The sequence below is a fragment of the Halopseudomonas oceani genome, from assembly GCF_002903165.1.
In the GTDB taxonomy this organism is placed as follows: Bacteria; Pseudomonadota; Gammaproteobacteria; order Pseudomonadales; family Pseudomonadaceae; genus Halopseudomonas; species Halopseudomonas oceani.
Genome location: NZ_PPSK01000041.1, coordinates 1 through 7,929, shown reverse-complemented (window position 1 = coordinate 7,929; position 7,929 = coordinate 1). Strand labels below are relative to the sequence as shown.

The 7,929-nt window shown below is 63.9% G+C and carries 11 protein-coding genes; 7 read left to right on the top strand and 4 right to left on the bottom strand.

The genetic code is table 11. The features are described from left to right. Positions 1-343: 343 nt before the first annotated feature. The 3 genes from C1949_RS18965 to C1949_RS18955 are packed head-to-tail and all read left to right on the top strand — an operon-like array spanning position 344 to position 2,259. The gene (locus tag C1949_RS18965) at positions 344-937 is read left to right on the top strand and encodes a TetR/AcrR family transcriptional regulator (RefSeq protein WP_104739933.1); all 594 of its coding nucleotides are present in this window, start codon (positions 344-346) and stop codon (positions 935-937) included. Further along, positions 927-1,808, top strand: coding sequence for an alpha/beta hydrolase family protein (locus tag C1949_RS18960; protein WP_104739932.1), 882 nt, complete (start codon positions 927-929; stop codon positions 1,806-1,808). Before C1949_RS18965 ends, C1949_RS18960 begins: the two co-directional genes overlap by 11 nt. 19 nt (positions 1,809-1,827) lie before the next feature. After that, positions 1,828-2,259 carry a PaaI family thioesterase gene (locus tag C1949_RS18955; RefSeq protein WP_104739931.1) on the top strand — a complete coding sequence of 144 codons (432 nt, stop codon included), beginning with the start codon at positions 1,828-1,830 and terminating at the stop codon, positions 2,257-2,259. A 365-nt stretch (positions 2,260-2,624) separates the two neighbouring features. Here the strand turns inward: C1949_RS18955 and C1949_RS18950 are convergent, their stop codons facing one another. After that, the gene (locus C1949_RS18950) at positions 2,625-3,317 is read right to left on the bottom strand and encodes a type 1 glutamine amidotransferase domain-containing protein (protein ID WP_104739930.1); all 693 of its coding nucleotides are present in this window, start codon (positions 3,315-3,317) and stop codon (positions 2,625-2,627) included. 143 nt (positions 3,318-3,460) lie between these two features. Here C1949_RS18950 and C1949_RS18945 point away from each other — a divergent pair, with 143 nt between their 5' ends. The 3 genes from C1949_RS18945 to C1949_RS18935 are packed head-to-tail and all read left to right on the top strand — an operon-like array spanning position 3,461 to position 5,834. Continuing rightward, on the top strand, positions 3,461-4,204 hold the full coding sequence (locus C1949_RS18945; RefSeq protein WP_104739934.1) for a 5-oxoprolinase subunit PxpA: 744 nt from the start codon (positions 3,461-3,463) through the stop codon (positions 4,202-4,204). Then, positions 4,201-4,899 carry a 5-oxoprolinase subunit PxpB gene (gene pxpB / locus C1949_RS18940; protein ID WP_104739929.1) on the top strand — a complete coding sequence of 233 codons (699 nt, stop codon included), beginning with the start codon at positions 4,201-4,203 and terminating at the stop codon, positions 4,897-4,899. Before C1949_RS18945 ends, pxpB begins: the two co-directional genes overlap by 4 nt. After that, entirely contained in the window at positions 4,896-5,834 is a 939-nt protein-coding gene (locus C1949_RS18935; protein WP_104739928.1) for a 5-oxoprolinase subunit C family protein, read from the top strand. Before pxpB ends, C1949_RS18935 begins: the two co-directional genes overlap by 4 nt. A gap of 427 nt (positions 5,835-6,261) precedes the next feature. On the opposite strand, the gene C1949_RS18930 is transcribed toward C1949_RS18935, so the two are convergent. After that, on the bottom strand, positions 6,262-6,486 hold the full coding sequence (locus C1949_RS18930; protein WP_065335961.1) for a DUF2798 domain-containing protein: 225 nt from the start codon (positions 6,484-6,486) through the stop codon (positions 6,262-6,264). A gap of 1 nt (position 6,487) precedes the next feature. Continuing rightward, complete coding sequence (locus C1949_RS18925; protein ID WP_104739927.1) at positions 6,488-6,979, bottom strand: DUF2938 domain-containing protein; 492 nt, start codon at positions 6,977-6,979, stop codon at positions 6,488-6,490. Between the two features lie 82 nt (positions 6,980-7,061). On the opposite strand from C1949_RS18925, the gene C1949_RS18920 reads away from it, so the two are divergent. Next, the gene (locus C1949_RS18920; protein WP_104739926.1) at positions 7,062-7,502 is read left to right on the top strand and encodes a helix-turn-helix domain-containing protein; all 441 of its coding nucleotides are present in this window, start codon (positions 7,062-7,064) and stop codon (positions 7,500-7,502) included. A gap of 72 nt (positions 7,503-7,574) precedes the next feature. On the opposite strand, the gene C1949_RS18915 is transcribed toward C1949_RS18920, so the two are convergent. Continuing rightward, positions 7,575-7,929: transposase (locus C1949_RS18915; RefSeq protein ID WP_146040362.1), on the bottom strand; the 355-nt coding region annotated here is incomplete at its 5' end.

The following is a 7,929-nucleotide window of genomic DNA, read 5'->3' as shown; positions in this document are numbered from 1 at the left end:
ACTACGCGGCCCTTCGGGTTCACTGCGTTGCTGGGTCTGACGGGGAGACCTCGCCGGCCACCCAAAAACTCGGCGCTTCGCGCCTCAGACATCCTACGGCTCTTTTTCCCGCCAGCCCTGCGCTACTCGCCCGCGTAAACGGGATTGAGTCCGTGCATTCATCACGATTGCAGGCAATCTGTTCGCCACCCCCAAGATCGTTCCCACGCTCCGCGTGGGAATGCCTGCCGGACGCTCCGCGTCCGCCTCGGCGGTAGCCAAGAACACCAAAACCAATTAAACCTCGATCTAACATCGCACCTCGCTCTTTACTCCATAGACCGATCGGTCTATAACTAGCGCCATGAGCAAAGAAGATAGCCGCCATATCCTCGTCAAAACCATGCAGAATGCCCTGCAAAGCAAGGGACTGCATGGCGTTGGCCTGACTGAGATTCTGAAAACTGCGGGGTTGCCGAAGGGCAGCCTGTACTACCACTTTCCCGGCGGCAAGGAAGAGTTGGCGCTGGCCGCCATTGCCAACGCCGAGCAGGAGATGACGCGGTTTCTGGAGCAGATGTTTGCGCGCTTCGACGACCCGCTGGAAGCGCTCGCGGCCTGGATCGACAGCGCGCTGCAGCGCATCGCCGCCAGTCGTTTCAAGCTCGGCTGCCCGCTGGCCGCCGCCGCGCTCGACTGCTCTCCCGACGACACCGACCTGCTGCTGGCCCTCAACGGCGCCTTCGCCACCCTGCGCGACCTGCTGACTAGACAGATCAGCCGCGCCGGTTTCCCCACCGAGGCCGCTGCCGACCTAGCCGTGCTGGTGCTGACCAGTTACGAGGGCGGTCTGATGATGGCCCGCGCTGCCGGCAGTACCGAACCGCTCGAACGCGCCTTCCGCGCCCTGCTCAGCCACGTTCGCCTGCAACAAAAGGAGTTTGCCAATGGCCACTGAATCGCTCGCCCCGCAAGGCCTGACCCTGACCGCCGCCGATGGCTACCAGCTCGCCGCCACCCTGTACCCGGCCAGCGAACCACGCGGGCAGATTCTGGTCGGCAGCGCCACCGGTGTGCCGCAGGGCTTCTACCGACGCTTTGCCGAGTTTGCCGCCAGCAACGGCTTCACTACGCTAACCCTCGATTACCGCGGTATCGGCGCCTCGGCCCCAGCCAGCCTCAAGGGCTTCGAGATGGACTATCTGGACTGGGCCGACAAGGACCTCGCCGCCGGCGTCGACTATCTCGGCCAGCAGGATCTGCCACTGTATCTGGTCGGCCATTCGTTCGGCGGCCACGCCTTCGGCCTGCTGCCCAACCGCGATGCGATCCACGCCGTCTACACCTTCGGCACCGGTGCTGGCTGGCACGGCTGGATGCCCACAGGCGAGCGCCGCAAGGTGCAGTTCATGTGGAATCTGGTGCTGCCGCTGATCGTCGCCATTAAGGGCTATCAAGCCTGGAACTGGCTGGGCCTCGGCGAAGACCTGCCCAAGGGCGTGTACCGCGACTGGAAGCGCTGGTGCCGCTATCCGCGCTACTTTTTTGAAGACCCGAAGATGGCCTGGCTGAACGAGCACTTTGCCGCCGTGCGCACACCGATTGTCGGCGCCGTTTCGCTCGACGACCTGTGGGCTGGCCCGGACTCGCGCGACGCCTTTATGAGCGCCTTCAGCGGCGCTGCTTACCAACCGCTGGATATCGACCCCAAGGCCCTCAGCCTCAAGCCGCTGGGCCACATGGGTTACTTCCGCCCCTACGCCGAACCGCTCTGGCGCGATGCGCTAGAGTGGTTCGCCAGCCAACCCCAGGCTGCCGCTGCAGCCTGACCCATTCAAGGACCCTGTAATGAACCCGAAAGACATGACCGGCCTGCAGATCCTGCAAGCTGTCGCCAACGGCCTGCTGCCCCTGGCACCGATTTCCAAGACCATTCCGATGCAGGTCAAGCTGGCCGAAGAGGGCCGAGTGGTGTTTGAAGCCACCGCCAACGAAAGCCATACCAACCCGCTCGGCGGCGTGCATGGCGGCTTTGCTGCCACCGTCATGGACTCGGTCACCGGCTGCGCTGCACACACCACCCTGGGCGTAGGCGAAGGCTACGGCACCATCGAACTGAACGTGAAGATGTGCAAACCGGTGCCCTTCAACAAAACGCTGATCGCCGAAGGCAAGGTCATCAACAAGACCCGACGCCTGATCATCAGCGAAGGGTATCTGCGCGATGAAACCGGCTCGCTGTATGCCTACGCCACAGCGACCAATATGATTCTCAGCTAGGAGCGGCAAGCGGCAAGCGGCAAGCGGCAAGCGGCAAGCGGCAAGCGGCAAGCGGCAAGGATGGTGTCGTCGCAAGGGCCGAGCTTCAACTCGGCCGCACGAATAGACATCAGACATCCGGATGCTAAAGGCATTTCGTGCCACCACCTGATGTTGGAGTGTGCACTGATTGTCGTCCCGTTTACGCGGGCGAGTAGCGCCGGCTTGGCGGGAAAAAGAGCGGCAGCATGTCTGAGGCTCGAAGAGCCGAGTTCTGCCGATCCCCGCCAAGCCGAGCAACGCAGCAAACCCGAAGGGCTCGCCGTAAAAGGCGAAAGGCTGACTCGGCAGCAGCTCCATCCAAGAACCGGCCACCAATCAACCCGTCACACCCCCGGCAGCACCTTCAACAGCGTCAGCAACTCACGCGCCGCCTTCTCGGATGACGCCGGGTTCTGCCCGGTGACCAACAAGCCATCGACGAGCACATACTCGCCCCAGTCCTCACCTTTGCTGTAAACGCCCCCCTTTTCCTTCAGCGCGTCTTCCAGCAGGAAGGGCACTACCTCGCTGAGGCCAACGCCGTCTTCCTCAGAGTTGGAGAACCCGGTCACCCGCTTGGCGCCAACCAACGCCTCGCCGTCCTTACCCTTGGCGTTAACCAATGCCGCCGGTGCATGGCACACCGCGCCGATGGGCTTGTCCGCCTTGGCAAAGGCATTGAGCAGCGCCAATGAGTCGGCGTCGTCATGCAGATCCCACATCGGGCCGTGGCCGCCGGGATAAAACACCGCATCGAAGTCGTCTGCCGAAACCTCACTCAGTTTCACCGTCTGCGCCAACTGCGCCTGAGCGGCGTTGTCGGCGTCAAAACGTTTGGTCGCCTCGGTCTGCGCATCCGGCTCGGCGCTCTTGGGGTCCAGTGGCGGCTGGCCGCCCTTGGGCGAGGCCAGGGTGATTTCGGCACCGGCATCGCGCAGCACGTAATAGGGCGCTGCAAACTCCTCCAACCAGAAGCCGGTTTTATGGCCAGTGTCGCCAAGCTTGTCGTGTGAGGTGAGAACCATGAGAATCTTCATATCGCTCCTCTCTACAATCGATGAACCAACGGCTGTGAGGCGAACGCGCGCCATACAGCATGAATACACAGTAAATCCGGCAGCAATCGACGCAAATGGTTCAGTCTCGCCGCGCCGGTGACAGCACAGGACAACCAGCAACCATGCAGCCGCTACAACTCAACTGCGACATGGGCGAAAGCTTCGGTGCCTGGACCATGGGCATGGACGAAGCCGTCATGCCGCATGTGCACAGCGCCAACATCGCCTGCGGCTTTCACGCCTCCGACCCGTCCACCATGCGCCGCACCGTCGCACTGGCAGTGCAGCACGGCGTGCGTATCGGCGCCCATCCGGCCTACCCGGATCTGGTCGGCTTTGGCCGCCGCTCGATGGCCTGTTCCGCGCAGGAAGTGGAAGACCTGCTGCTCTACCAGCTCGGCGCACTGGACAGTATCTGCCGCGCCGAAGGCGTCACCCTCAGCTACGTCAAACCCCACGGCGCGCTCTACAACGACATGATGAAGCAGCCCGCGCTGCTCACAGCAGTGATGCGCGCCGTCACCCGTTTCAACCCGCAATTGCCGCTTATGCTGCTGGCCCGCCGCGACAACCGCGAAGCCGAACAACTGGCCGCGGAGCAGGGCATCGGCCTGCTGTTTGAAGCCTTCGCCGACCGTGGCTATGACCCGGACGGCTACCTGCTGCCGCGCAACCAGCCCGGCGCCGTCCATCAGGACCCGGAGCGCATTCTGGCCCAGGCACTGAGCTTTGCCCGGGGCGAGCCGATCAGCGCCAGCGACGGCAGCCAGCTGACCCTGCGCGCCGACAGCCTCTGCGTGCACGGCGACAACGCCGAATCGGTCGCCGTGGTCGCCCGCATCCGCGCCGCACTGGACGCGCTGTGAACCTGCGCATCGAGAGCGCAGCCATCGACAGTCTGATGGTGCGGCTGTTTGATCAGATCGACGAGGCCAACATGCCCTGGCTGATCGCCGCCGCAGAAAACCTGCGCGCAGCCTTCGGCGCGCAGCTGATCGATCTGGTGCCGTCCTACACCACCTTGCTGCTGCACTACGACCTGCACGCCCTGAGCGAAGCAGAGGCCATCGCGCTGATCCACAGCAGCCTGCACAACCTGCAGCCGCTGACGAATGAGACCGGCACCCTGCACGCCATCCCGGTCTGGTATCACGAAAGCGTCGGCCCCGAACTGACCAGCATCGCCCAACGGGCCGGGCTCAGCCCCGAGCAGGTCATCGAGCAGCATTGCAGCCGCGACTACCCGGTGTTCACCCTCGGCTTCGCGCCCGGGTTTGCTTACATGGGGCTGGTGGATGAAGCGCTTGCGTCCGCCCGCCTCGCTACCCCGCGCCAGCGCGTGCCCAAGGGCAGCGTCGGTATCGCCGAACGCCAAACCGCCATTTACCCACTGACCTCACCCGGCGGCTGGAACCTGATCGGCCGCTGCCCGCTGACCCTGTTCAGCGCCGAGCGCGGCAGCCTGCTGCAACCCGGCGACCGGGTGCGCTTTGTCTCCATCGACCACGCCGAATTTATCCGCCTGGGCGGGGACGACACAGCGATGGAGGCCAGCGCATGATCGAGCTGCTGGTCGAACACAGCCTCGGCTTTGCCCAACTGCAAGACGGCGGCCGCTTCGGCGTGCGCCATCTGGGCATCACCCAGGGCGGTGCGCTGGACTGGGTCGCCATGCAGCAGGCCAACTGGCTGCTCGGCAACACCGCCGATGCTGCCGTGATCGAAATCCCCCTTGGCGGCGTGCAACTGCGCGCACAAGCCAGCGGCTGGCTGGCGCTGACCGGCGCCGACCTGGACGCGAAACTCGACGACCAACCACTGACACCCGGTCAGGCATTTCAGCTGCACCACGGCCAGACCCTGCGGTTCAACAGCCCCAAGCGCGGCGTACGCGCCTACCTCGCCACCCCCGGCGGCTTTGCCGCAGAACCGGTCATGGGCGCCGTCGCCACCGTCATGCGCGAACACCTTGGCGGCTTGCACGGCAATGGCCGCGGCCTGCACAACGGCGACCGCCTGCAGGGCAAGGCCAGCGATGCCGAACCGCGCACTCTGCCCGCAGACGCACTCTGGTATCCGGGTGACGAAGTCGTGCTCGACCTGATCCCCGGCGCACAAATCGCCAGCTTCGCCGGTGCCAGCCTGTTCGCCGCCTTCAACCAGAGCTGGACCCTCGACCAGCGCGCCGACCGCATGGGCATGCGCCTCACCGGCCCCGCGCTGCGCTACCAGAGCCAGGCCCTGATCTCCGAAGGCATCCCCCTCGGCGCCGTCCAGGTGCCGCCAGACGGGCAACCGATCATCCTCATGAACGACCGCCAGACTATCGGCGGCTATCCCCGGCTGGGAGCGGTGACGCCGCTGGCGCTGGCGCGGTTGGCGCAATGTGCGCCGGGGCAGAAGGTGAGGTTGCGGGTGGTGAGTCAGGAGGTTGCGCGCAGGGAGTTACTTGCGGCGATAAAGGCGCTGGCGACGCAGGGGCAGCCCACCCCGTAGGGGCACGGCATGCCGTGCCCGTGCTGCTTTCATCACCGCACCATTGCTCGACTGATCGTTCCCACGCTCTGCGTGGGAATGCCTGTCAGGACGCTCCGCGTCCGGCTTTGGTCGTTACTAACTCTTCAGGTCACCATTTCGCCTTCCCGGCGAGCCAAGGGGGGCTGCTTGCCCAGCCCCCCTTAGCAATCCCCCGGGGCACCCGGCTACGCGGCCCTTCGGGTTCGCTGCGTTGCTCGGGCTGGCGGGGAGTCATAAAACTCGGCTCTTCGAGCCTCAGACATCCTATGACTCTTTTTCCCGCCAGCCCTGCGCTACTCGCCCGCGTAAACGGGGATGGGGTCCGTGCATTCGCCACGTTCGCAGTCGTAGGGTGAACAAAAGCGCAGCGTTATGCACCAGCCATCGTCCCACGCTCCTACACCACTCACACCGTCAACCACCCCACCAACCGCCGCACCCATGGCGCCACCAGCGTCACCGTCGGAAACGCCACCGGCCAGGTCAGCGCGCAGCTTCTGAGCCACGCCGCAACAAAGTGCTCGTCAAAGCCCTGGGTGACCGCAATCACAAAGGCCGACACCAAGGTCACCATAATCGCCGACAGCAACGCGCCAAACACAATCGGGGCAAAACGCGCAGGAATAGCCATGTCAGACTCCTTTAACAGCATTGAGAACCAGTGCTGAGCCATACAGGCCCAAACCAAACGCGCTATGGGTGATCAGGCTCTGCAAGCGCGCGGCATTGGGGCGTGGCGTGCGACTCGCGGCAATGCCTGCGCCCATGCCGGGCTGCATCAGCAGAAAGGGCGCCGCCACCGTCACGATGCCCCAAGCCAATGCAGGCAATAGCGTTGGCTGACGAAGCCATTCAGCCCCGCATATCGCCACCAGCAACAGCGCAAACACCACCCCAATCAGGTAATGCGCGCCCCAGCCAAGCAGCCGCTCCGCAGGCACCGGTGAAGCCGCAGCGATGCGCTCATGCCGAAAGCGCCCCTGCTTCATATGCCCCAACCAACGCCCCACCAACCCATAGTCCGCTGGCGGAATCCCCAGCAGCTGTTTACGCACCAGCCCCCAGCCGTCCATCACCAGCGTTGCGCCAATTCCGATGATCACCGCGCTCCATAAATCATTCATTTTCTGCCTCCTGTGAGTTGCCCTGGACGGGCAGAAAATGCACGATGCCACTTAAAGTCGACTTGAAGTCAAGGGCGTACCAATGGACATTAGCGAGGTCTCGAAAGCCTCCGGCCTGCCAGCCTCCACACTGCGTTATTACGAACAGAAGGGCCTGATCAAATCGATTGGCAGACGCGGCCTGCGCCGGGCATTTAACCCGCGCGTGGTGCAGCAACTGGCACTGATCGCACTGGGTCGCGCGGCGGGGTTTTCACTGGATGAGATTGCGCAGATGTTCTCGCCAGACGGCCGCCCAGAGATTGATCGCGAACAGCTGTCCAGCCGAGCCGACGCACTGGACCGCAAGATCCACCAGCTCAGCAACCTGCGCGACGGCCTACGCCACGCCGCCGCCTGTTCAGCGCCCAATCACCTGGAGTGTCCGAAGTTTTGTCGGTTGATGGATGCGGCGGCGACCGCTGCCAAGAGTAAGAAAACGCGCAAGAGCAAGGCCAAGGTGAAGCCGCCAGAGGGGGTGTGAGCGCAGCGCCAGCGTCGGCCCTGACAACTCAGGTCAACCGATACTCACACACTGTAGATACCGTCATCCTGATCAGTGTGCAAGCGCTCTGATCGGGTCGAACGGCTGACCTGATTTCAGTACGCCGTAGATGATGTGCAGCAGCTTACGCATGGCCGCGCAGACGGCCAACCGACCAGTTTTACCGCGTTCAGCCAGCCTCACTTTCATCGCTTTGATGACCGGGTTGTAGGCCATCGCCGACAGCGCTGGCATGTATAGCGCTGCGCGCAATCGGCCTGACCCGGTGCGCGAGATGGTCGACTTGCCTCGGTATATCCCAGATTCCTGCAAACGCGGATTCAGACCACAGAACGCTGCCAGCTGCCTTGCGCTGTCGAATCGCAGAGGGCTGCCCAGCTCTGCCAGCAGTGTGGCGGTGGTGCCA